The organism is Ignavibacteria bacterium (assembly GCA_036262055.1).
Taxonomy (GTDB): domain Bacteria; phylum Bacteroidota; class Ignavibacteria; order Tepidaquicellales; family Tepidaquicellaceae; genus DATAJP01.
Window position 1 is genome coordinate 1 of the sequence record DATAJP010000003.1, and the last position, 24,989, is coordinate 24,989.

Consider the following 24,989-nt stretch of genomic DNA (forward strand, 5'->3'; position numbering starts at 1 on the left):
ATTTCTTTTATTCATACTTCGGCAGAAGATTTTCGGATTCTGAAAACCTTAATGCATTAAAACCTGCATCGGTTATCGACGGAAACATATTTTATGATTTAATCCTTGAAAATGTTCATGGACAAATAAAATTTGAATTTAATAATCTTACAAATACGGATTACCAGCTTATATCAGGTTATCCTCTTCCACTCAGAAATTATCTATTAACTTTTAATCTTAAATATTCATTATGAAAAAATATTTTCCATTAGTTCTGGGTTTTTTAATATTTGCATTTTTGTTTACCGATCATTCTTTCGCTCAAATAAGAAAAGCATACATTCTTTCTGAGGGCGGTTTCTCGGCAGGTTCCTCAAGGTTGTCTATGTATTCAATTCCGGATAATAATTTTACTGCGAGTGTTTTTTCACCCGGTAATCTTGGATTGTATTCCGATGGATTAGTCTATCATGAAAACTTTTTATATGTGCTTGAGCAGGGGAGCTTTGGCGGTCAGGGAAAAATCTATAAGCTTGATACAAACGGAACGGTTATTAATTCGCGTACATTCGGAACTAATCCATATTCGCTTGCAATTTCAAATGGCAAAATTTATACAACTAATGGCTCTGCTCATCAGGTAATTGTCCTTGATATAAATAATTTCAATACTGTAAAAACAATAACCGTTGGTGCATATCCTCAGGAAATCATTGCGTATAATAATAAAGTTTTTGTGTGCAACACAAGCGAGTTTGGCGGAGCAAGCGATTCAACGGTTTCGGTTATAAATACATTAACGGATTCCGTTATAGCGACTATTAATGTCACTAAAGACCCTTCATCCCTTGCTCTTACAAATGATAACAAACTTTTGATAGGGTGTCCGGGCGGTCAGGGGAAAATTTATAAAGTTGACCCTGTTACTCATCAGAAACTTGACTCATTTGCAGCTGAAAATGGTTTTGATAAAGACATAGCTGTAGATAGAAATTCGGATAACATTTATTACATTAATTACATAAATGGAATAACAAGGTTAAATTTATCGTCGCGCACCGTTACGCATATCATCAATAATCCAAATCCGGCAGCGGTTTATTTTTACGGATACAATTTTGATTATACAAACGGCAAGCATTACGTAATGGATGCGAAGAATTTCACAATTAACGGAGCAGTGAATATATACGGTATTGCAGGTGGACTTGAGCAGACATTTGCAACCGGTATTGCTCCGAGAAGAATTACTTTTAAAACAGCAGGAACGACATCTATCACTTATGAACCGCAACAAGTGAAGAATTTTGATTTAAAGCAAAATTATCCAAATCCGTTTAATCCATCTACAACCATTGAATTCACTGTCAAAGGTCAAAGGTCAGATGTGAAATTATTTGTTTATGATATAAACGGAAAAATAGTTTCTGAATTAGTTAATGAAACTCTTCCCGAAGGGAAATACAAATTTAAATTTAATGCCAATAATCTGGCAAGCGGGATTTATTATTATAAACTAATCTCAGACAACTTTAGTGAAGTAAAAAAAATGATGCTTATAAAGTAACCTCTTTTTTTTTATAAGATAGTTAATAAGAAAGCCCGTTAAACGGGCTTTTTTATAGTTAAAATACAATAAAATTAAGAAAACATTAGTAATTAGACTATATTTTAGTTATAAAAACAATTGATATTAAATTATCAACTGCAAATAAAAGTTTTTTTAATGGAAATATTACTTTAAAGAATTGATATTTTAATAAATTATTTTTAGATTGAGCTACTAAAATTTAAAAAACTCACCCTGAAGTAACATAAACATACTGCTATGAAAAAAATTCTACTTATTGTATTCATATTCTTGCTGGGAGTTAGTTCTGCTCAATCTCAATGGACAGAATTTAATACAAACTTTCCTTACACTTTATATGATGTAAGCTTTTTTGGAAACTTCAATGGATTTGCTTGCGGTGAGCAGGGCTCTATCTTAAAGACAGGTGATGCAGCTGCAAATTGGGAAGTTGTTCACACCGTTCCGGGCAAATGGTTCAAATCAATTGACCAATATGGTTTTGGAAGTGCTTTTGCAGTTGGTTCTTATGGAGCAGCTTATCTTACAATTGATAACGGAACTACCTGGACTGATATGAGTTTGGCAAATGATATTCATTTGAACTGTGTTAAACTTGTAGGCGGTTCTATATGGGCTGTCGGATACAATGGAGCGTTTTACATTTCCCCTTCACCCGGGGTATGGAATCCTCCTGTAACACAGATTCCTTATACAATGAACAGCTTGGATCCATCTCCTGATTATTTCGTTGATGGAACTGCTATTATTACTTGTGTTGACGGAAGATTATACAGAACAACAAACTTTGGAACTAACTGGACACAGAGAAATTTACAAAATCAGGGAATATTTGATTACCTGAATTCTGTGAAATTCCTTACTCCCACAACTGCAATTATTGTTGGAAATAACGGAACAGTTCTTCGTTCAACAAATGCCGGGCATAGCTGGACTCGAATTAACCATTTCGCAACTGCAGAACATTTAAGAAAAGTTGATGCAGCATTTAATGGCATTGATTTCACTGTTGTTGCTGTAGGTGATAACGGAACTATCCTTACATCTCACGATGGTGGATTAACCTGGGCATTACAAACTACAATGCCTTTCACAACCCGTCATTTATATGGAGTATCAACTCCGATAATTACAAACGGATTTATAGTAGGTGAAATCGGAACGTCTGCAACTGCTGCAGCTTTCATGTCGAATATGGCAAGTGTCGGAATTACAAATCATAATTCAGAAGTTCCTGAAAAATTCAATTTATCACAGAATTATCCTAATCCGTTCAATCCTTCAACAAAGATAAATTTTGCAATTCCTCAGTCACAAAATGTGAAACTTGCAGTTTATGATATGACAGGAAAAGAAATTGCACTTCTGGTTAATGGAAACTTAAATGCAGGTACTTACGAATATACTTTCGATGGAAAGAATTTAAACAGCGGTGTTTATTTCTACAGATTAACTGCCGGAAATTATACCGAAACCAAAAAGATGTCGTTAATCAAATAAATTTGGTGGTTATTACAACCGAATGCCGTTCCTTCGAAAGAGGGAACGGCATTTTTTTTTGTAAAGGTAATTAATTGTTTATATAAAAGAAGCAAACCTTTTCTTAAATTATCTCATCATATAAACTCATTTACTATTACGGATGAAATATTTTTCTAAATTTGGTTTCATTTTTGTTGCTGCTTTCATTGGCATATTCAATGCCAATTTAACTTTAGCCCAAAGCGGTTACATCTCGCCTTATTCGATTAACTTTTCATACTCAACAGATTCGCTTCTTTATGATATATTACATACCGAACGAGGCAATCCCGAAAAATCAGCAAGTATTCCTTATTCAAAATGGTATTCTTCAGGATGGAAAAACAGCACGTGGGGTCCGCAAGCGACTCATTATTCTTATCCTGAGATAATAAACGGCAAATCAATTGATTGGATTCGCCAGCGTATTATTGCTGTAGCGGAAACATATATCGGATACGGTTACCAGCACCATCACGTTCCTTACTGGGACCCTCCTGCCGATTTTAAATGGAGTAAAACTTGCATGCATAAAAACGGAAAAGGTTTTGACTGCAGTAATTTCACTGCATTTGTTTATAACATCGGACTTGGTGTGAAGCTTGTAAGCAACACGGTGAAGCAATCGAAGGACTTTAATTTAAGCGCGGAGAGCAGGGGAATTATTCATTCCGCACAGAGAATAAGCCGTCCAGCAACATACGAGGACTTTGTAAGTACTTTCCAGCCTGGTGATTTGCTTTTCATAAGAACATGGAAAGGAGGAGTTTCGCATGTTGTAATCTGGGTTGGCTCAATAGGAAATTCACCCGATAATGTTCCTTTGATTATTGACAGTCACGGGAGTGAAGTTGTGGATGCCAACGGCAAGCATATTCCTTGCGGTGTTCATATCAGGCCGTTCAAAAACGGTTCATGGTATTTTGAAAGAATGAGCCACGGAATGAGAATAATACAATAAATTTTTCTATTCTTTATAGTTATAACACAAAAGCCGATATTTAAAATCGGCTTTTTGGTTTAAAGGTATTTATTTGCAAAACCGCCTTTGAAAAATCACCGTTAAGAATTTTTAAATATTTGTGTTAAGCAAAATTCGCTGTTTGAGGAGCTTGCGACGAGTTTGAATTTTGCAGCAAATATTTAAAAAATTTAGGAGATTTTTCAAAAGCGAAAGATTTTTCTTTGGTTACTTTCTTTTCATCTTTGAAAAGAAAGTAACATTAGTGTTTATTGCTCGAAGTTGAGATTATAATCCATCCCATTATTTTCAAACTCAACAATGAATTCATGCGGATAAGCATCGTCATCGTTTGGAATCCATTTTTTCTCTTTTGAATCTATTACGATAAACATTCCTTCTTCATCGCCGACAGCGCAAAACCGCTCATAGTCGCAATCGAAAACGGGTAAATCAAAATTAAGTTTAAGATATTCAATGGTTGCTTTTAGATGAAATACCGGCAAGCCGACTTCGCTGATGCTTAAAAAATTTTTCCCGTCAAATTTATTATTGCTGACAATTCCCAGATTTTTTCTTGCAATCAGTTCAACGATGTTATTGTTCATGTCGTAAAAATAAATTGACTCTGCATTCCAATTTTTGAAATCTACAATTTCTTTATCGTGAAAAGGAAGTATTTTTGTTTTTGATTTAAGCCAGTCGTAAGCTTCACTCACTTGATTGAAAGGAATGTTAATTGCAAAATGATAATTCCTATGTTTGTTATCGGTGTGTGTGAAAATCAGTTCGGAGTCTCCGATTTTAAGTGAAATTTCTGTTTCAGATTCAAAGTTCAATGGAATGCTGAGTGTATCGCAATAGAAATGTTTTTGGGATGTGAGATTATTGGTGAATAAATTCAGTTTTTTAACTTTCATTTATTTTTTAAGTTAAAAATTAACATAATCCAATCTTGCTTTTGCACTGTGATTTAAACTCTCTCTGTAAAAATAACTCTTATTTTTCGAATTTTCATACCTAAAATATGCGGTTATTCCAATCATCGCGGCATTGTCCATCGTGAACTGAATGGAGGGTATTTGCACATTATAACCCGATTTGTTCAATTCATCAAATTTTTCTTTTAATCTTGAGTTCGCCGATACGCCTCCGGCAATCGCTATATTTTTGATTTTATATTCCTTGGCTGCAGATAAAGTTTTATTGAACAACATTTTAACGATTGCTTCCTGATATGAAGCGCAGATGTCGTTTAAAAAAGTCTCATCTTTATCTTCATCGCGGAGCTTTTTAAGATAATACATAAGAGCAGTTTTAATTCCCGAGAAGGAAAAATCAAACTCATTATCTTTCGTAACCGAAATAGGGAATTTATGAAAATTCTTATCACCTGTTTTTGCAAGCTTGTCAATCATCGGTCCGCCGGGATATCCAAGACCGAGCATCTTTGCGCCTTTGTCGAATGCCTCGCCCGCCGCATCATCAAGCGTAGTGCCTAAAATCGTATGTTGAAAAAAATCATCGACTTTCACAAGTAATGTATGCCCTCCTGAAACAATCAGGCACAGATAAGGAAATTCAATATTATGTTCGATAAACGGTGAATACAAATGCGCCTGAATATGATTCACCGGCACAAAAGGAATATTTTTGCTCACAGCAATTGCTTTTGCATAATTTAATCCCACAAGCAATGCTCCAATTAATCCCGGCTCTGAAGCAGCAGCAACAATCTCTATGTCATTCATAGAAACCTGAGCTTTATTCAACGCTTTATTTGTAACTAAAACAATGTTTTTTAAATGCTCTCGGCTGGCAATTTCGGGAACAACTCCGCCCCACTCGGAGTGAAATAACTGTGAAGATATTACATTTGAAAGTATCTTTTTATTTTCTAATATTGAAACAGATGTTTCATCGCAAGATGTCTCTATGGCTAATATTCTCATAAAACGTAAAATGTAAAACGTAAAACAATTTAGACGTTTTTATTTTACGTTTGCCGTTTTACGTTTTTAACTTTATAAACTTTAAGAACTTTACAGACTTTGAAACTCAGTAGTAAAAATATATTTTTTCTCATCCAAATTATATTCCTATCCGCGTCTTCAAATCTGTTCGCGCAGAACAAATTGCTCATTCCCATGGAGATGGAGCAGACAAATCACCTCAAAGCATACGGCATCGCTTATCGGCATTTGCTGAATAACCGTGAGCTTGACTGGCTTCTGAACTATCGCGGAGGGTCGTTTCTTTTTGATTATTCTTCTGCGCTTGCAGATGAATGCAGTCAAAAGGGCGTTTACTTCGAGCCGCTTGATGGCACCGCAACCGCGCAGCTTTATGCCGACGTGAAAGATGAAACCAAAAATATGGACGTCGTGCGTCTCGAAAAAGTTGCGAAGATTGCCGTTTATGTTCCGCCGAATGCGCTTCCGTGGGATGATGCCGTTCAGCTTGCGCTTGACTATGCCGAAATTCCTTATGAGAAGCTATGGGATGAGGAAGTTTTACAGGACAAGCTTAAAAATTACGACTGGCTTCATCTGCATCATGAAGATTTTACCGGGCAGTATGGAAAATTTTTCGGAACGTTCGGTTCATCGCCGTGGTATCTCGAGCAAAAGCAGATTAACGAAACGATGGCGCGAAAACTTGGCTTTCAGAAAGTTTCTACTTTAAAGCGCGCAGTCGTGAAAAAGCTTAAAGAGTTTATTGCCAATGGCGGATTTTTGTTCACGATGTGTTCTGCAACCGATACGTTTGATATTTCTCTTGCAACCGAGGGCACCGACATTGCCGATGCGATGTATGACGGTGATCCGTTCGATCCTGCGGCAAATGACAAGCTTGATTTTTCTCAGGGCATTGCGTTCGAGAATTACAAAATCGAGCTTAACCCATATGTGTATGAATACTCCGATATCGACCCCACGAATGAAATTCTGATGATGGGGCAGTACAGCGATTACATGAAGCTTGTTGATTTCTCCGCGAAGATCGACCCCGTTCCTTCGATGCTTACACAAGACCACACTTCGCTTGTGAGCGGATTTCTCGGTCAGACTTCCGGCTTCAGAAAAAGCATGCTCAAAAAAAATGTAACCGTTCTTGCAATGAACGAAGGCACCGACATTGTCCGTTACGTTCATGGAAACTACGGCAGGGGAACGTTCACGTTCTTTGCCGGACACGACCCTGAAGACTACCAGCACGCCGTCGGCGACCCCAAAACCGAACTCGAGCAATTCCGCAACTCTCCCGGCTACCGCCTTATACTCAATAACGTCCTCTTTCCCGCAGCGAAGAAGAAAAAGCTGAAGACTTAACTTGCCATTTGTCTTTCCTACGAAAGCAGGAATCTAGGGATAAATATTCAAAAAGTTTGAGTTTTGTCATTCCCGCGCAGGCGAGGATTTACTTTCAGTTGTCTTTCCTGCGAAAGCAGGAATCTAGGGATAAATAATTCAAAAGGAATAATGTCAGAATCATAAAAACTTCCTATCGCAATATTTTTGAATATACAATATAATAATTCTAACTAATTCTTGCCTGGATCCCAGCTTCCGCTGGGATGACATGACAGGTGCAACTCTCCCGGCTACCGCCTAATCCTCAATAACGTCCTCTTCCCCGCAGCAAAAAAGAAAAGCTGAAAACGTTATATTTCAAACTTCACATTGTAATTTTAAAATAAATAAATTAAGTTTAAACATCTTAATAGCCCAAACTAATTTTTTTATGGAAATTCTTCAAATTATTATCTGGCCATTATTGGTTTTAATATTATTTATTATTTTTATTTTTCTTTTTTATAAACCTATTAAAAGTTTAATAACTAGAGTTAAAACAATCAAAGGTGGAAATTATGGTATAGAAACTATAGACTCCGTTGAAGAAAAAATAAAACTTCAGGAAAAAAGTGAATTACCTAATAAAATGACAGATATTAGTCTAAGTGTTGATAAAGATGGCCTAAGTAAAATTTCTAAAAGTGAAGAATTAGAAAAAGTTTTAAATTTATTTAGTGACGAAACGAGAAGTTTCTTTCAAACTTCAATTCAAAATGAAACTGAATTAAATAGTATTTCTGATGATAAGGAAAAAATTGATACGTTATTTAAATATAGTGAAGTTGTTTATATAAAATATCTTTTTGGAAATATTTATCAGGCAATCTTTGGAAGTCAAATAAAACTTTTGCGTCATTTAAACTCAGCTACTAATGAAACAATAGATTCAGTAAAGACATTCTATGATGAAGCCGTTTCTAAAAATCCTAATTTGAAATCTTATCCCTATGAAAATTATATTGAATTTTTATCAAATGTAGAATTAGTTAATGTACTTAATAAGAAAATTTCCATAACAACTCGTGGAAGGGATTTTTTGAAATATGTAGTCGAAATGGGATTACCTGAAGTGAAATTTAATTAAAACCATTTCCATGCTTGAAAATCTACCATTTTACATAAACATTTTATTCTTCCTCACGGTATTAGCAACGTTGCTGTTGTTCTTTAAAGGAACAAATTTAAATAATATGGTGCTGGCGGTTTGTTTAGTATGGGTTTTCTTCCTTGGGTTTTTATCGTTCAACGGATTTTTCCTGATTTTATTTACAACTCCTCCGAGAATCATATTCGCGGTTGCTCCGCCGATGCTTGCAATTATTTTATTGTTCGCGCTTCCCAAAGGCAGGGTATTGCTCGATTCGTTCGATGGAAAATGGCTGACGTATCTGCATACAGTCAGAATTCCTGTTGAAATAATTTTACTGCTGTTGTTTCTCAACGGACTTGTCCCGCAAATCATGACATTCGAAGGTCGTAACTTCGACATTCTCGCAGGTGTAACCGCACCGCTTGTTGCATATTTCGGTTACACAAAACAAAAGCTCGGAAAAAGCTTTTTGATTTTCTGGAATGCAATCTGTCTCGTGTTGCTATTCAACATCATCATCAACTCCGCGCTTTCGACTCCAACTGATTTTCAGATGTTCGCATTCAACCAGCCGAACATTGGCGTTCTATATTTTCCATTCATCTGGCTCCCTGCGTTCATCGTTCCGGTAGTTCTGCTATCACATTTAGTTTGCTTAAGGCAGCTTTTAAAAAAATAAAGCTGTTAATTATCAGGAATTCATAGATTTGTCAAAATTTAATCATAGTCATACTACTTTGATTACAATGAAATACCTATTGCTTCATATAATTATTTCAAGTAAATTAGTGTGGATTTGCTTGTAAATTAAAGTAAATTTGCTTTTTTAAGTAAATATCAAAGCAAAGCGAATGTGAAATGAGACTGGGGTTAGTCATATTTAGCTTAACACTCATATTAGGTACAATTTCATATTTATTCTGGCAAAATGAATTGAAATATACCCTGCCTACACCCGTGCCTGAAGGATATCATGAAGTCAAACCCGGTGAATTCATATCTCTCTCCCAGGTCAAAAATGTCTCATATAATTTAGAAGAACTTTCAAAGGAAGATAAACCTGTCTTCGTTCATTTTTTCAATCCCGATTGTCCCTGTTCAAAGTTTAACATTCCTGAATTCAGAACTCTTGCCAAACAATATAAGGATAAAATAAAATTCGTAGCAGTTGCTCTCACAGATGAAAACTATACTGTTGAAGATATTCAGGATGACCTTAATCTGAACATCCCTGTTTTCTTTGATGAACAACTTGCGGAAATGTGCGGCGTTTATTCAACTCCACAGGCAGTCATTATAGATAAAAATCATAAATTGTATTACAGAGGAAATTATAACAGAAGCCGTTATTGCACAGACAAAAACACGAACTTTGCTTTAATGGCAATTGACTCTGTCTTAAACAATACACCAAACCCTGTATTCAGTGAAGCAGCATTAAAGAGCTACGGCTGTGAAATTCCAACATCGGATAATTAAACATACACTAAATGGAAAATACCATACAAGCAAAGTACACGCAGGAGTTTTTACTCCAGATAAAGAAAAAAGCCGATATGCTGGTGAATTATTTTTTAATCAGTTATTTCGTTATCGGTTTAATACTTGCGTTTTATTATGATACGTGGCTCATAGCAATAGGGGTCGGAGGCTTGTCGCTTGTTGCGTATTATATAACTAAAATTGCATTGCCGAACTCCACTTTGTATCAGTATGTACTTAGCACGATACTGGGATTTTACATGGCGCAGTTTATTTATCAGATGCACGGATTGTTTGAAATGCATTTCTTTGCTTTTATCGGAAGTGCGATTCTTATTTTATACCAAAACTGGAAGCTCCAGATTCCGCTTGCGCTTGTGGTTGTCATTCACCACGCAGTTTTCGGCTATCTGCAATATACCGGTTATGAACAGATTTATTTTACACAGCTTGAATATATGACTTTGCAGACGTTTGTAATTCACGGAATACTTGCTACAGCAGTATTTGTGTTGTGCGGGTACTGGGCTTATTATCTTAAAAACACAAGTCTTGAACATATAAGACAAAGCTTTGAAATCGGCAAGCTTCAGGAAGCTGAAAAACAAAAAGAAGCTTTGCTTGAAATGAGTGAAGATTTAAAAGCCAGCAATGAGAGATTAAAGGAAGCTCATCGTATTGCAACAATCGGAAATTGGGAATATTGCATGAACACCGATAAGTTTTTATGGTCGGATGAAATGTCGAGGATATTCGGACGCAGAACAGATATGAATACAACAAGGTATGAGATATTTTACAACATGATTCATCCCGATGATAAAGAAGAAGTTATGCAATTGATTCTTAAATGCATAATGAAGAGCGAGCCGTTTACTCACGAATGCAGAATTCATACAAACAGAGCTGCGTCAAAGATTATAAATATTCAGGGCAAACCGGTTTTTGATAATGAGATTCCTAAAGTGATTGGAATTATTCAGGATATCACCGAACGAAAAATGCATGAAGAATCACTGAAAAAATCTGAAGCGAACCTTAATACTATTTTTAACAATACCGATACCGCATATATATTACTTGACCCTGAGTTCAGGCTTGTTTCGTTCAATGAACCTGCACAGAAATTTGCTTATAAACAGCTTCACCGCGCGCTTACAGAAAGCGATTATTTCATTGAGTATTTTAACAAGAGCCAGCAAGCAACGTTAGTGGCAACTCTTGAGAATGTATTGAATGGAAATACGGTTGATTATGATTTAAGCTATCATAAAGGCAACATCGAGATTTGGTATAATGCGCAATATTTTCCGATCATTACAAAAGAAAAGATTTTTGGAATAGTTTTAAAACTTACAGACATAACAAAACGTAAACAAGATGAATTAGAACGAGCAAAGATTACTGAAGATTTGATTCAGCATAACAAAGACCTTGAGCAGTTCGGATACATTGTTTCGCATAATCTTCGCGCTCCTGTTGCGAACATAAAAGGAACGGCAGATGTGCTAACTGATTTAAACCTTGATGAAGAAGAACGCCAGATGATTATCGATGACCTTTCGACTTCAGTTAAAAAACTTGATGAAGTCATACTTGATTTGAATAACATATTATTGATTAAAAAAGAATCTGCACAGGAAAACGAGCTTGTGAAATTCTCAAGCATAATCAAAGACGTAACAATGAGCATAGGTAACTTAATAAACCCGGATAGTGTTGAGATAAAATCAGATTTCAGAGAAATAGATGAAATGATGACTTTGAAGAGTTACATGTACAGCATATTTTACAATCTTATTTCAAACAGTATTAAATATAAGAAACCGCACGTGCCTTGCCTGATAGAAATAAAAAGCTATAAAAAAGATGAAAAAATTCGTCTTATATTTAAGGACAACGGTTTGGGAATGGACTTAGATAAAAAGAGCTCAATGGTTTTTGGATTATATAAAAGATTCCATAATCATGTTGAAGGAAAAGGCATAGGATTATTTATGGTAAAAACTCAGGTTGAATCTCTTAAGGGAACAATTTTTGTTAAAAGCGAAGTTAACGTTGGAACGGAATTTATTATTGATTTTAATAAGGACTCTCAAAAACAAGAAAAAACAGTTTTGATTAACGAACCAGTTAATAGTATATGAATTCACAATATAGGTTTATGCCGCAAAGAACAGATTTCATAATAATAGATGATGACCCGATAAACAATAAGCTTTGTCATCTCAGCATAAAGAAAACTATTCCTGAGGCATACATACGCACGTTTACAAACCCGGAAGAAGGCTTAAAGTATCTGGAAGAAGTTTTTTCCGTTGCTGAAAAAAATAATACTATACTTTACTTGGATATTAACATGCCGGAAATGAACGGGTGGGAGTTTATGGAAGAATTTGAAAAATTTAATCCTGAAGTTAGAAATCTTGTTAAGGTTTATATACTTTCATCTTCGGTAAATCCTCACGATAAAGATAAAGCAAAAACTAATCAAAACATAACAGATTATATTATAAAACCACTTACCACTGACGCTATTCGCGAAAACGTTAATTCATTGGATTAACTATCCTGAAATAAAATTTCATTTTAAATAAAATTTAGTGCAATTATATACGACTATAAGTCAAATATACTTGACATTTAGCTATGTTCTATTTACTTTTAAATAAAAAATCAAAAGTATGAACAACATCAACTTTGAAACACTAAATAGAACAGCCATTAAAAAACGAATGCTGATACCGGTAATTACATGGGTTGTAATTTACATTATATGCCGAACTGTTTTAAAAGAATTTGCGGCAGGTAATCCAACCGGTCTCATAATTGCCTTGCTGCCATCAGCTGCTTTTGTATGGGTAATTATTAGTTTTATTAAAAATGTAAGTCTTATGGATGAACTTCAACGCCGGATTTATCTTGAGGCATCTGCAATTGCTTTTGCGCTCGGATTACTTTTAATTATGACTTTGGGAATGATAAGTCTTGTTATCACGCTTAATAAAGAGGATTGGGACTACCGGCACCTCATTCCATTTATGTTTGTGTTTTATTTTATAGGTCTTGCGATAACAAGAAAAAAATATTCCTGACTAAATGAAAAACACAATAAAAGTTGAACGCGCAAAAAAAAATTGGACTCAGGCAGAGCTTGCGGAAAAAATAAAAGTCTCACGTCAGGCAGTAAATTCAATTGAAACAGGGAAGTTTATTCCATCAACATTGCTTGCATTAAAAATGGCAAAGGTTTTCGAAACACCGGTTGAAGAAATTTTTATTCTTGAAGAAAGCGATTGAAATAAACTATAAATGTAACTGTTATGTTTTAAAAATAAATTTATGTTAATTAATGGCTAAATTAAAGCGAACATTAGGGCTTGGTGAATGCATATTTTTTGGAGTCGGATCGATTTTAGGTGCGGGCATATATACTTTAATAGGAAAAGTTGCCGGCTGGTCAGGAAATTTAACCTGGCTTGCCTTTGGAATCGCTTCAGTCACTGCATTATTTACTGCATTCTCATATGCCGAGTTAAGTTCGATGCTTCCTAAAGCAGGTGGTGAATATGTTTATGCAAGAAAAGCTTTCGGGAAAAAGACGGGATTAATTCTTGGTTTCCTGATTTCAACAAACGGAATAATAAGCGGTGCAACAGTTTCAGTGGGTTTTGCCGGATACTTGCTTGCACTCATTGGAATTGATTTGCTTATGGGGTCTCTCTCTATAATAATTATAATTTTTTTAGTTAATGCTTCAGGCATAAGGGAATCTTCGTTCCTAAATATTATATTTACAGTGATTGAATTTAGCGGACTGGTTTTTGTTATCTACTCCGCAATTCCTTCTATAGGGAGTGTGAATTATTTCGGATTTTCATCCAATGGTCTAAACGGGCTTTTTGCAGGCTCGGCTCTCGCTTTTTTTGCTTACTTAGGATTTGAAGAAATAGTAAAGCTATCGGAAGAAACTAAAAATCCCACCAAAAATATTCCAAAGGCATTATTTCTTGCAGGGGCAATTGTTTTTGCAATTTATACTTTAGTTGCAATTTCTGTTGTGAGTGTTCTTCCTTCAGAAGAACTTGGTGCATCGGAAAGTCCTCTTGCTGATGTAATCTTCACATCATACGGACAAACAGGTGTCATAATCATCTCAATTGTAGCATTATTTTCTACTTCAAATACAATCTTATCTAATATGCTCGGGAGTTCGAGGGTTTTGCTTAATATGTCACAGGAAACTAAAGCTTTAAAACGTTTCGCTTATATCTCAAAAACCAGGAATACTCCTGTCAGCGCTCTTATTTTGGTTCTGATTGTAATGTGCGGGTTTGCATTGATAGGAAATATCGAGACAATTGCCCGCATTGCGAATATTTTTATTTATGCAACGTTTTTAATCGTTAATGTTTCGGTGATAGTATTAAGAATTAATCACCCGCGAATCGAACGTCCGAATAAAATCCCGTTCAGTGTTAAAAACATACCCGTAATCAGTGTTTTTGGAATTGTATTAATTCTTGTTTTATTTTTCTACAACATTTCAAATTTGCTGTAATCTGAATCATCTGAGTTGTTGCATTCAAAAATTAATTTCTTTAACTTAATTCATCCCGCAAATTAAAATCCAAATATGAAATTAAAATTTCTTGCACTACTTTTGCTGTTTATTGCAAATATCTCTTTTGCACAGGATAATAACTCAGGAATTATTTATGGAGAAAACCACGCATATTCATTAACAGCACCCAAAGGATGGGTTCTTGATAATGAATCGGGAGTGGATCAAGGAATCCATGCGGTGTTTTATCCAGTTGGTTCAAGCTGGGCAAATGGAACGACTGTTATGTACGCAAATTTTGCAACTTATGTAAAAGGGCAAAATAATGTTGATGAGTTAATAAGTTATGATACTTCCAAGTTCAGAGAACAATCACCCGATTTGAAAATTGTCTTACAAAAAGATATTGCTCTTAAAGATGGTAAAATTGCAAAAGTTCTTAGTTTCTCAAATGATAAAGATGATAATACGGAAGCTGTTGCTTACATTCCGGGCGCAACTGGAACCGTTTTGATCATAATTACTTCACGTGATAAAGACGAATATGAAAAATATTATCCAAAGTTTGAAGAATTGATAAAGTCATACTTCTGGATTGCAGATAAATTTAAATGAAAAGAAAAAGAATAGTCGTATTATTATCTGATGCCGCGAATATTAAATCTTGAAGACATTTTAATCCGAACCGAAGTGAAACCGGGCGACATTGGTTATATAATTCATCTTCATGGCGACATGTATAAGAAAGAATATAATTACGGAATTGAATTTGAGGTATATGTTGCCGAAGGTCTGGTTGAATTTTATCGCAAATATAACAAAGAGTATGATAAAGTATGGATTTGTGAACATCAGAACAAAATAATCGGATTTCTTCTATCAGAGCATCGGGGTGATGCGGCGCAGTTCAGATATTTCATAATACTTCCCGAATATAGAGGTATTGGCTTGGGGAATAAACTGATGGAGTTATTTTTACAGCACATTAAAAATAAAAATTATAAATCCGCATATCTCTGGACAACCAAAGAACTTGTAACTGCTTCACATCTCTACAAAAAATATGGATTTGAGCTCTCCGAAGAAAAAAAATCAGACGCTTTCGGTAAATTTGTAATAGAGCAGCGTTATCATCTGCATCTAAGTTAATGTTAAATTTTAATTAACTCATTTAATCGCCTTAAATTAGCAAAATAATTGTCATATTTTTCTCTGATATATAAATAAATGCTGAAAAAGAAAAAGCAAGAAAAATATTTTAATAGACATTGGGAGGCGATGTTTACTCATTTATATAATTTTTGTGTTGCTGAAAATCCTGAGGAACTTCATAAACTCAGAGTTGAAATAAAAAAATTGGAAGCTCTATTTATGCTTTTAAAAGAATGCAGCTGGAATAATTATGATGATAAAAGATTCAGAAAAAAATTTATGTCTGTAAAAAAGATTTTTAAAAATGCAGGAAGGATAAGAAATGCACATATAAATCTTCAGTTGCTCGATAAATTTAAGACCGAAAATTCTGATTTCAAAGATAAACAAAAGACAATTTTACAAGAACAATCGAGTAAATTTTGCAATGATATGATTTTTTATGCAGATAAAATTAGCAAAAATCATAAATCATTGATGAAATTACTATATGATGCTGAAAGCAAAAAGATTTTGGATTTATATAAAAAACAGTTGAAAAAAATAAATAAAATTTTCAAAAGCTATAAGAAACCGGCAGAGTTACATAAATCAAGGAAAAACATAAAACAATTGCTTTATGTTTATTCGATTTTAAATAAACCGTTTATAAAAAAAATTAAACTGAATGCCAAATATTTTGATAATCTGCAGGAGATTATTGGTAAATGGCACGATACTGAAATCACTATTGATTTATTAACTTCAACCGGGTTTTCAGATTCAGCTGTGATGAATGATTTAAAGAAACAGAGTAAGGATTATATTAAAAAAATAGATTCAAACACTGTTAATTTTCTTAAGAAAGCTGTTTTATAGATTTTTTTAAAATAATTTGAGTTGAGTTTATAAGTCCCTCTTAATATATTTATTAAATTAAAATCAAAAACTAAATCTTATGGCAGTAAAATATCAACCGGATATGTTTCACACAGTTACTCCTTTTCTCGTGGTAAAAGATGCCGCAGGAGTAATGGAATTTGCAAAAAAAGTTTTTAATGCAGAAGAAATTATGAGAATGGCTATGCCCGATGGCACGGTTGCTCATGGAGAAATAAAGATAGGTGATTCGATAATTATGCTTGGTGAAGCAGGCGGACCATATCAGCCTTTGCCGGCAATGTTGTATGTATACGTTAAGGATGTAGATGCTGTTTATAAAAAAGCTTTGGAGGCAGGCGCAGAGTCAATGCAGGAACCAAAAGACCAGTTCTATGGAGACCGCAGTGGAGGAGTTAAAGACAAAGCAGGGATTCAATGGTATATATCAACACATATCGAAGATGTTTCTCCCGAAGAATTGAAACGCCGTTCAGATGAAATGATGAAACAGGGAAACTAAAATTTTCGTATAAATGTATATGAAAAAATTAAATTCATTTTACATCATTGGGACAACAGGAATTATAATCACGGCAATACTTCAAATGTTTCTTGCTTTGTTATTAAATGTTGAAGAAACTTTTAATTCTTTTATGCCTTTATATTTGGTATGGTTAACCTTCCTGACTATTGGGACTGCACAGCTATTTAAAACTGCGAAAATTTCCAAAAAATAATTAGTGTCTTTTGAAATATTGAATCTCGCGTTCGTGCTTCTTTGCGGCTTCTAATGAATCAAACGTTCCGAGATTTCTTCTTTTATTTGTCTTCGGATTTTTTTTATAGAATAAATCCTGTACTTACCGGATTTTAATTTTCTAATCATAAACGGGTGTTTAAAGATTTAAACACCCGTTTTTTTATTAAAGTTTTTAACTTAATTTCATAATTGGAATTAAAAAAGCTTATTATTAAGTTATATTTTAAAAATCCCCATAAATATTAACCTTGTGAAAAAAATACTGATATTTTTTTTATTTTTTTTCATATCGTGTAACAAATCTACGCAAGTTTCTGAAACACCGCGCATTAAAGTAAAGGATGATTTAGGAGAAGAAATTTCATTTGATACTCTGCCTAAAAAAATTATTTCACTTGCGCCAAATATTACCGAGTCAATTTATTTTATTGATGCAGACAGTCTGCTTGTTGGTGTCACGGACTTTTGTGATTATCCTCCGCAAGTTTCATCAAAAACAAAATTGGGCGGATACACAAATCCGAATTATGAAATGATTACAGCATTGAAGCCGGATTTAATTTTGTTGACAGTTGAAGAAACCTCACGCCCGCTTTATAAAGCTTTATCAGATTTGGGTTTTAAACTTATGGTGCATAATCCAAGGACTTTTGATGACATAATCAGAATGATAGACGCTCATGGTCAGGCAACGGGAAAAGATGAGTCAACAAAACATCTTACCGATTCGCTTATAAATCTGAAATCCCAAATTATTAATGACAACAATAAAAATCCGCTGCAGGATAAAAATGTTTTTATTGTTGTTGGTGTAAATCCTTTGATGACCGCAAATAAAAATACTTTTCTGAATGAGATTACCGGTCTTGCGGGATTAAAAAATATTTATGAGGAGGGAATTGTTCAGTACCCTCAGATTAATTATGAGGATGTAATATCAAAAAATCCCGATTACATTATCTTGCCCGGTGATACTTCTAATGTATCAGCAAATGAAAAATATATTACTGAACTCAAATCAAAATTGGGCATAACAAATGCAATAAAAAACGATAGAATTATAATTATCGACGAAAATTTATTCTTTCGTCCCGGACCACGCATTTTAGATGCTGTGCAATACATTAAATATAAGCTAAAACAATAATATAGTATCCAAACTATTAGTAAATTTGTTAAGAATTGCTACCTATCTAAGTTCGTTAAAAATCAATATATTACATAACAGGGATTAAACATATTTTTGGCACGGTTTATGCATTAAATAACCCGAAAGTTTAAAAAATTATGAAAACCCTGGAAAAAAACATAACTAAAAGCTTTAAAATCAAAACAAGCATCTTAATATTGCTTTTTACGGTAGCTTTCGCAAACATTGCACTTTCACAAAGCGACCCTGACCTTGAAAGAGGTTATCAATTGCTGAATGAAGGTAACAATTCGGAAGCAGCAATAGTTTTTGAAGAATATGTGACAAGAAATCCCGGAGAAATTAAAATCATTCTCCAGCTTGCTTACATACACAAGAATCTCGGAAACAATGGTGTTGCGAAAAAATATTTCGAGTATGTTGTGAACAACTCACCTAATACTGATGACATTGCAGCAGCCAGAACGGAACTCGATATGATGAATTCAACCGGTTCCAATCCAACAATCAGCCGACTTGACGAAGCATATAATCTTTTCAATGCAGGCAAGGTAAATGAAGCGGCTGTTATATTCGAAGAGCAGGTAAGAAATAATCCAAGCGATACAAAGACTATGCTTCAGCTGGGCTATATTTACAAAAGCAAAGGTGATTATACTAAAGCTCTTGAGTATTTTAACAAAGTATACGGTGCATCATTAAAATCAGATGAATTGAAAATTGCAACAACCGAAATAGCTGACATAAATACAATTTTAAATCCAAAGACACAGACTACTATTACGGGAACGACACCGGTTTATTCTTCAAGCATCGGAAATGATAATCTCAACAAAGCATATACATTATTAAACCAGGGCTTTAAAGATGCGGCAATTCCTTACTTTGAACAATATTTAATTTCTAATCCAAACGATACGAAAGTTCAGATGCAGTTAGCATATTTATATTATGACGTTCAGCAGTATACACGAGCTAAAGAGAGATTCCAGTATGTTGCTAACAATTCTGCAAGTATGGAAGAAAAAAACCAGGCAAACAGTTCTATAACAACAATAAACAATATGAGAAGCGGTTCAGGCATTCCGCAGACCGTTGATATATATTTTTATAATATTTACGATACATATCAGAAGAATTATATATCAAACTTTCTTGGTAAATACGGATTCGGTGTAGCTAAAAATCTTAATATGGGTATTTATGTAGATGCGTTTTTGGACAGCCGTTCAACTGCGCAGAATATTCTGAATGACAGATATGTTGAGGCAGGCGGTTATGTGAGATATTCGATAACTTCTTATATGTCTTTCGAGGTCCGCGCAGGATATGTAAGACAAATTGACCGTGAAAAGAACAGCTTTAACTTTAAACCGATTTTATCTTTTGGAAATACTTTCGGAAGTGCTCCAACATTCTTAAACCCCGGTATAACGAAGAAAGAATATTTATACCTGCAGTTTTATGGTGCAATCTTGTATGATTACAAGTTCAGAAATATGTTTGGTCAGGGATATTTAAAAGAAGGATTAAGGTTTATGATGGGTGGATATTCAAATTTTGAATTTTATTTAAGACAACAAGGTAATGTAGATTCACAGAATTTACCTTATAATAATTATATAGAATTTGCAGGCGGAGTTGGTTTCCAGCCTAACATAAAATATTTTCCTACTTTGTTCGCTGAGGCAACAAATAAAATTTATTTCTCACAGGAATCACAAAATACGTTCCAATTTAGAGTGGGATTTTTACTGGGATATTTCTCCCAGTTTTAAAAAAGTTTAATACTAAACTATCATGGTTACAGAAATATTTCACGTAATTCTCTGGGTAACGGTAGTCCTTCTGGTCGTCAGCGGTATAGACGACCTTTTTATGGACATAATGTTCTGGTTCTACAGAAGAAAATACAAGAGAAACATACCGAGCTTTTCCGAAATGATTTCAAAGCCGGAAAAATCAATCGCCATTATGATTGGTGCATGGCACGAAGATAAGGTAATCGGACGAACTCTGACTATTGCTCTCAAGAAGATGCGTTATCAGAATTATAAGTTCTTTCTTGCGGTATATCCGAATGACCTTAAAACAGTAAAAGTTGTTAGAGAAATGGCAAGAAAAGACCAGCGGGTTGTTCTTTGTTTGAATCCGCAGGACGGTCCTACAACAAAAGCCGATAATCTTAACAACGCTTTTACTTGCGTGAAGGAATATGAAAAGCAATTCGGCGAGTTTGATATTATCTTAATCCATGATGCGGAAGATTTTATACATCCGCTATCACTAAAGCTTTTTAATTATCTTATTATGTATAAAGGTAATTATGCCGTTCAGGTGCCTGTTATCCCGATTAAATCGCGTTTAGGAAAGATGTTTCACAGAACCATGTGTGACGCGTTTGCGGAACTGCACACAAAAGATATGATTGTTCGCCAGACAATTGGTTCTTATATACCGTTTGCAGGAACGGGTATGGCTTTTAACAGAAAAGCATTCCATTATCTTGAGTCACAGTCTCTTGAAACAGAAAAGAAAATTGAAGCACGCAGAAAAGCTATGGGCATCAAAGGACCTGTTACCGGTTCAAACATTATGAAATATTATTCTGATGATGAACAGGAAGAAATCAGCAAGCTAAATGAAAGTAAAGAGTTTCAGGAAGAAGACCCGTATCCGCAATATGAAGATATTCCGATTCCGGGATATGACGATCCTGAAAAAAGCAAAAACGATAAAAGCTCATCACCTGTCAGAATGATGAGTGTCCTTATCCTTGCAATGATATTCTTAGGTAGTATGTTTGTGCTGTTTGTAAATAATGCAACTACAAGTCCTTCAAATGACAAAAATATAATTCCGGGTACTGCAGCGGTATTAAAAGGTCAGCAGGGTTCAAAACAAACCGGAAAGGTTATTAATAATCATCTTGTCAGTAATTCCAATGTTACGGCTTCATCGGGTGATATTATGAATTTCGATATTAATAATATTGCTAAAAGAAATCCTGATGTTAACTTAAACATTGTTATTGACGAATATAAAGACGGAACGATTAGAATTCAAGAATCTGCTTTTGGAAGTATTGAGCAGGCGAACGCAAGACTTGGCGTAATAAAAAATTACGCAAAAAGTAATAAGGTACTGATTTCACAAGGAAATAATTCATATAGAATTATTATCGGTGACTTTAAAACCATTGATGAAGCTAAGACAATGGCACAGAAATTGCGAAAAACTATAAAGTGAATTTAAAAACAATAAAATGAGCAGCTATCAAATTACGGACATAGAAATTGCACAGAGCAGCGTTGACTTGCTCAGGAAGCACGTAAGGCAGCACAATGGTCATGTCCTCGCAAAGATTGACCAGGCAATAAACTGGAACGGTCTTATTGCTCCCATCGAAGATACTGTGAAAGATGCCGCGGAACTGGATAAGTCTTTTGACCTTAAGCTTTTGGTAAAGTCTCTTGTATTAAAAGAACTTTATGGATTGGGCGAGTTTCCTTTTGAGAATGAAGTTGCCGACAGAAAAAGCTTTCAGAAGTTTTTGAATCTTGAGTATGGTGACGTTGTACCGTCAAACGAATTGCTTGATGAGTATCATGATTATTTAAAGATGGCAGGGAAGTATGATAATATGTTCGACAGGTTCTTTAAGCAATTGATAGATGCCGACATAATTCCTGAAAACGATTTATTCGTCGATGAGACAACAGTAGAAACAGAAACGGTTAAAGAAAACGTCAAAGAAAATGACTTTGATATTCCGCTTCTTTCTGAAGAAATTAACGAACCTAAGTCAAATCTTTCTGTTGAAGATATGATTAAGGAAATTGAGGATAGAGTTAAAAACATATACGAAAAAAAATCTCCAGAAGAAAAGAAAATTTTTGAAAAAACCGGACTTGTTTTTGAAAAACAACAGGAAGAAATTGTAAAAGCACCTTCCGCTGAAAAGAAACAAAAAGTCGAAGTAAAACTAAAAGAACCGGTAAAACAAGAAGAAAAGAAACCGACTGTTGCAGGACGAGTAGAACAAACTAAAAAAGAAGCACAACAAAAATCAAAAAATATTTATGATAAACTTTCTTCCATAGATGATAAAATAAAATCTTTAAACTCAACTGCTGAAGATACAACTTCGGATATTTCTGAAATTCAGCAGCAGCTTTCAGAACAAATTGAACAATTTGCCAAAACTGAAACAAAAGTTGAAGAGACAACCCAACAGGTTAAACAAAGCCAGGATGACTTATACAAAAAATTATTTGAGTCATTTTATAATCAGTTAAAAGAAAATAAATTAATATCCGATACGACTGAATTAGTAGTACCAGGACTGGAAAAAGAAAAAGTTACTGAAACCAAGATAACTGAAACTATAGAAAAGAAAGAGGAGAAAGTCGAAGAGAAGCCAATGATTTCTCCGGACTTCATTGAAGAGCAGAGAACCGTTGAATCTACAGGACAAACAGTTCCGGTTGTCATGCGTCCTAAAAAACGTGAAATTAACCTTAAGGAAAAGAAGAAATATCCGATATTTAACGATGCTAACTTAACGGAAGATTATGAGCTTGGTTTAAGATTCTATAAGCTTGGCTTTAAAACATCATTTGTAAACTTAAAGACAGACAGAGAGCACGGAAACACAAGAATTGCAACAGGTGAATACTTCCCTAATACATTCTGGGGTTCAGTAAAACAGCGTTCAAGATGGTTAGCCGGAATAGTTTTCCAGAATTGGAAAATTCACGGATGGGGCGGTTCAATGAAAACGAAATATTTCTTACTGAGAGACAGAAAATCGATTCTCAGCTTCGTCGGAACTGCGTTATCTTACTTATGTCTGATATACTTCATAGTTTACGCTGTAACACTTGCGCTGGGATACTCTAGCCCTATGCTGAAGCCGATAGTCGGAACAACATCACCACTATGGTATCTGATGCTTGCAGCGACTTTCTTTATGGTAGTAAGGATATTCCACAGATTCGCTTTCACATATAACTGGTATGGATTCAGATATGCATTCTTCAGCATATTCAGAATGATAATCGATAACATAGTCAACTTATTCGCAATGATGAGAGCTGTGAAAGTTTACAGACAAACAAAAGATAAAGTAGTCTGGGATTCAACTGAGCATTACTAAAATTAATAAATTTTTTATCCTTCATACTTGCTTAAAAATAAATCCTGCTCTGATAAAAGTCAGAGCGGGATTTTCTTTTTTCATATCAGCTATCCCCTAAATATCTATAAAAACTTTGGCATATAAATTGTAATTAGTATAATAACTGTTAATCAAATTAGTAAATGAAAGAAAATAACTTAAACCCTGAATCCTTCAAAAACAAAAAGATAGTTCTTATTGTTTTTGGAACACGTCCTGAAATAATAAAACTTTTTGTATTATATAGAATACTACAAAAGTCAGATGAATTTTTTCCTGTTCTCGTGAATACATCACAACAGCAAATTTCGGGCGATATATTAAAACATCTGGGAATTACTCCTGAAGTTGTTTTAAATGAAATTAAAAACAGGTCAACCGACCTTAACCAATTTATTTCACATACATTAAATGAACTTAACTTAGCTTTCACAGATAAGTCAGTAATAAAGAAAAACGAAGTTGCCGGTGTCATCGTTCAAGGTGATACTACTTCTGCATATTGCGGCGCAATCTGGGGATTTTATAACCAGATTCCGGTATTTCATGTTGAAGCCGGTTTGAGAACTTTTGACCATTTAAATCCATTCCCTGAAGAGTTCGTGAGAGAATCAATCGGAAGGGCTGCAACAATGAATTTCTGCCCGACTAACATCAGCTACGATAACCTTATAAGAGAGGGAATCAAGAGCAACAAATGCTATGTTGTCGGCAACACAGTTAATGATGCAATTATAACATTGATGAATGAAGGTTTAATTAAAGACAGCGCTTATGAAGGAAACTTCATTTTGAGCACATTGCACAGAAGAGAAAACTGGGGTAATGTTTCTGATTATGCGAAAATTTTAAATAAAGTTGTTCACGATAACGAAAAGGAAAAATATGTATTACACTTAATACATCCTAATCCTTTGGTAAAAAATAATTTTAACAGTGTATTTGGCGGAAAGTATCCGGAGAATCTAATTGTTCGAGAGCCTATACATGACTATTTCGAAATGCTTGGTCTGGTAAGAAAAAGCCATACAATCTTAACAGATTCCGGCGGCTTGCAGGAGGAATCACTCTTTTTCAACGTTCCATGCGGTGTGTTGAGAAAAGTAACCGAAAGACCGGAAGTTCTCGGCAAGAATGCAAAGCTTCTGCCTTTTGAGGATAATAAAGTGACTGCATTCCTTGATGAGTCTGAAGATTATAGAAATAAAAACTTTGGCAAATTTAATTACACTTATGGCTACGGCAATACAAGTGAATTGATTTACGAAGCAATGAAAAATTTTTATTCATAGATTTTCATAGCAAAAAGCCGGCTATCCCTTGAGAAAGGATACCGGCTT

General features: G+C 34.6%; 24 protein-coding genes. 22 read left to right on the plus strand and 2 right to left on the minus strand.

Features of this window, described 5'->3' with window-relative positions; genetic code table 11:
- The 4 genes from VHP32_07100 to VHP32_07115 form a co-directional block, all read left to right on the plus strand.
- Nucleotides 1-236, plus strand: a 236-nt coding sequence (locus VHP32_07100) for a hypothetical protein (GenBank protein HEX2787656.1), incomplete at its 5' end; no start/stop codon positions are given.
- Complete coding sequence (locus VHP32_07105) at nt 233-1,549, plus strand: T9SS type A sorting domain-containing protein (GenBank protein ID HEX2787657.1); 1,317 nt, start codon at nt 233-235, stop codon at nt 1,547-1,549. The genes VHP32_07100 and VHP32_07105, both read left to right, overlap by 4 nt.
- Nucleotides 1,550-1,810: 261 nt before the next feature.
- On the plus strand, nt 1,811-3,073 hold the full coding sequence (locus VHP32_07110; protein HEX2787658.1) for a T9SS type A sorting domain-containing protein: 1,263 nt from the start codon (nt 1,811-1,813) through the stop codon (nt 3,071-3,073).
- Nucleotides 3,074-3,215: 142 nt separating this feature from the next.
- Nucleotides 3,216-4,055 carry an NlpC/P60 family protein gene (locus VHP32_07115; protein HEX2787659.1) on the plus strand — a complete coding sequence of 280 codons (840 nt, stop codon included), beginning with the start codon at nt 3,216-3,218 and terminating at the stop codon, nt 4,053-4,055.
- A gap of 269 nt (nt 4,056-4,324) precedes the next feature.
- On the opposite strand, the gene VHP32_07120 is transcribed toward VHP32_07115, so the two are convergent.
- The gene (locus VHP32_07120; GenBank protein HEX2787660.1) at nt 4,325-4,975 is read right to left on the minus strand and encodes a hypothetical protein; all 651 of its coding nucleotides are present in this window, start codon (nt 4,973-4,975) and stop codon (nt 4,325-4,327) included.
- Nucleotides 4,976-4,987: 12 nt separating this feature from the next.
- A complete protein-coding gene (gene tsaD, locus VHP32_07125) occupies nt 4,988-6,007 on the minus strand; it encodes a tRNA (adenosine(37)-N6)-threonylcarbamoyltransferase complex transferase subunit TsaD (protein HEX2787661.1) in 1,020 nt (339 codons plus the stop codon).
- Between the two features lie 195 nt (nt 6,008-6,202).
- Here tsaD and VHP32_07130 point away from each other — a divergent pair, with 195 nt between their 5' ends.
- The 18 genes from VHP32_07130 to wecB all read left to right on the plus strand — a co-directional run bounded on the left by VHP32_07130 (nt 6,203) and on the right by wecB (nt 24,941).
- Nucleotides 6,203-7,387, plus strand: coding sequence for an asparagine synthetase B (locus VHP32_07130; protein HEX2787662.1), 1,185 nt, complete (start codon nt 6,203-6,205; stop codon nt 7,385-7,387).
- Between the two features lie 412 nt (nt 7,388-7,799).
- On the plus strand, nt 7,800-8,495 hold the full coding sequence (locus VHP32_07135) for a hypothetical protein (protein ID HEX2787663.1): 696 nt from the start codon (nt 7,800-7,802) through the stop codon (nt 8,493-8,495).
- 10 nt (nt 8,496-8,505) lie between these two features.
- Nucleotides 8,506-9,180, plus strand: a complete 675-nt coding sequence (locus VHP32_07140) for a hypothetical protein (protein HEX2787664.1) — start codon at nt 8,506-8,508, stop codon at nt 9,178-9,180.
- Nucleotides 9,181-9,359: 179 nt separating this feature from the next.
- Nucleotides 9,360-9,980, plus strand: coding sequence for a redoxin domain-containing protein (locus VHP32_07145; protein ID HEX2787665.1), 621 nt, complete (start codon nt 9,360-9,362; stop codon nt 9,978-9,980).
- An 11-nt stretch (nt 9,981-9,991) separates the two neighbouring features.
- The gene (locus tag VHP32_07150; protein ID HEX2787666.1) at nt 9,992-12,130 is read left to right on the plus strand and encodes a PAS domain S-box protein; all 2,139 of its coding nucleotides are present in this window, start codon (nt 9,992-9,994) and stop codon (nt 12,128-12,130) included.
- Complete coding sequence (locus VHP32_07155; protein HEX2787667.1) at nt 12,127-12,549, plus strand: response regulator; 423 nt, start codon at nt 12,127-12,129, stop codon at nt 12,547-12,549. The genes VHP32_07150 and VHP32_07155 overlap by 4 nt, the downstream gene beginning before the upstream one ends.
- A gap of 118 nt (nt 12,550-12,667) precedes the next feature.
- Nucleotides 12,668-13,078, plus strand: a complete 411-nt coding sequence (locus tag VHP32_07160) for a hypothetical protein (GenBank protein ID HEX2787668.1) — start codon at nt 12,668-12,670, stop codon at nt 13,076-13,078.
- A 4-nt stretch (nt 13,079-13,082) separates the two neighbouring features.
- Nucleotides 13,083-13,283 carry a helix-turn-helix transcriptional regulator gene (locus VHP32_07165; protein HEX2787669.1) on the plus strand — a complete coding sequence of 67 codons (201 nt, stop codon included), beginning with the start codon at nt 13,083-13,085 and terminating at the stop codon, nt 13,281-13,283.
- A 52-nt stretch (nt 13,284-13,335) separates the two neighbouring features.
- Nucleotides 13,336-14,544 (plus strand): amino acid permease, encoded by a 1,209-nt coding sequence (locus VHP32_07170; GenBank protein HEX2787670.1) that lies wholly within the window; start codon nt 13,336-13,338, stop codon nt 14,542-14,544.
- A gap of 75 nt (nt 14,545-14,619) precedes the next feature.
- The gene (locus VHP32_07175) at nt 14,620-15,162 is read left to right on the plus strand and encodes a hypothetical protein (protein ID HEX2787671.1); all 543 of its coding nucleotides are present in this window, start codon (nt 14,620-14,622) and stop codon (nt 15,160-15,162) included.
- Between the two features lie 30 nt (nt 15,163-15,192).
- A complete protein-coding gene (locus VHP32_07180) occupies nt 15,193-15,696 on the plus strand; it encodes a GNAT family N-acetyltransferase (GenBank protein HEX2787672.1) in 504 nt (167 codons plus the stop codon).
- Between the two features lie 78 nt (nt 15,697-15,774).
- Nucleotides 15,775-16,557, plus strand: a complete 783-nt coding sequence (locus VHP32_07185) for a CHAD domain-containing protein (GenBank protein HEX2787673.1) — start codon at nt 15,775-15,777, stop codon at nt 16,555-16,557.
- A 79-nt stretch (nt 16,558-16,636) separates the two neighbouring features.
- A complete protein-coding gene (locus VHP32_07190; protein ID HEX2787674.1) occupies nt 16,637-17,080 on the plus strand; it encodes a VOC family protein in 444 nt (147 codons plus the stop codon).
- A 490-nt stretch (nt 17,081-17,570) separates the two neighbouring features.
- On the plus strand, nt 17,571-18,467 hold the full coding sequence (locus tag VHP32_07195; GenBank protein HEX2787675.1) for a helical backbone metal receptor: 897 nt from the start codon (nt 17,571-17,573) through the stop codon (nt 18,465-18,467).
- Nucleotides 18,468-18,607: 140 nt separating this feature from the next.
- A complete protein-coding gene (locus tag VHP32_07200) occupies nt 18,608-20,248 on the plus strand; it encodes a tetratricopeptide repeat protein (protein ID HEX2787676.1) in 1,641 nt (546 codons plus the stop codon).
- Nucleotides 20,249-20,270: 22 nt separating this feature from the next.
- Nucleotides 20,271-21,719, plus strand: coding sequence for a glycosyltransferase (locus tag VHP32_07205; GenBank protein HEX2787677.1), 1,449 nt, complete (start codon nt 20,271-20,273; stop codon nt 21,717-21,719).
- Between the two features lie 16 nt (nt 21,720-21,735).
- Complete coding sequence (locus tag VHP32_07210) at nt 21,736-23,628, plus strand: glycosyltransferase family 2 protein (protein HEX2787678.1); 1,893 nt, start codon at nt 21,736-21,738, stop codon at nt 23,626-23,628.
- A gap of 164 nt (nt 23,629-23,792) precedes the next feature.
- On the plus strand, nt 23,793-24,941 hold the full coding sequence (wecB, locus tag VHP32_07215) for a UDP-N-acetylglucosamine 2-epimerase (non-hydrolyzing) (protein HEX2787679.1): 1,149 nt from the start codon (nt 23,793-23,795) through the stop codon (nt 24,939-24,941).
- The last annotated feature ends 48 nt before the right edge of the window (nt 24,942-24,989 follow it).